Source organism: Phyllobacterium sp. GQ127 (assembly GCF_059758635.1).
This window is the reverse complement of sequence record NZ_JCAXDZ010000027.1, coordinates 1-680: the sequence shown is the minus strand read 5'-3', so window position 1 is coordinate 680 and position 680 is coordinate 1. Positions and strand designations below refer to the sequence as shown.

Sequence of the window (680 nt, the reverse complement as noted above, 5' to 3'; positions counted from 1 at the left end):
GCGCGTGCTGCCGTCATCACTCCGGCCAGGCCAGACAGCAGTCCGGCGACGGCATAGACCTTGATGAGATGGGCGCCGATATTGATACCGGACACGCGGGCCGCCTGGGGATTGGAGCCGATTGCATAGGTGTATTTGCCATAGCGGGTATAGCCGAGTGCGATATGCGACAGCACGGCGACCCCGAGGAAGATGAGCACGGGCAAGGGCACAGGCAGACCGAGAATGATGAAGCTCTTGCCGAGCCAGGTGAATTCCGGGGTCAAGAGGCCGATCGGCTGCCCGAGCGTATACCATTTGGCGACGCCTCTGGCGCACACCATCATGCCAAGGGTGGCGATGAAGGGAGGAATGGCGGTCTTGGCGATCAAAAGTCCGCTGATCCAGCCGGCCAGCAGACCGACGAGGAGACCGGCCAGGACCGGCCATATCGGCAAAAGATCGGTCAGTGCAGGATAAAGCGCGCGCGTGTCCACCGAGCTTTGCGCCAGCGAGGCTGCGACCATGGCCGCAAGTCCCACCACCGAGCCCGATGAAAGGTCGATACCACCGGTGATAATGACATGGGTCACCCCAACGGCAAGGATGCCGATCACCGAAACCTGCAGGATGATGATCGACAGACGCTGCTGGTTGCCCAGGAACGAACTGCCGACAAAAATCCAGCCGAGGATCTCGAA

General features: G+C 61.0%; 1 protein-coding gene. It reads right to left on the bottom strand.

Going from position 1 to position 680, the window contains the following annotated elements:
- On the bottom strand, window positions 1–680 hold a 680-nt coding region (locus AC6CHM_RS25105; protein ID WP_498176068.1), incomplete at both ends, for an ABC transporter permease.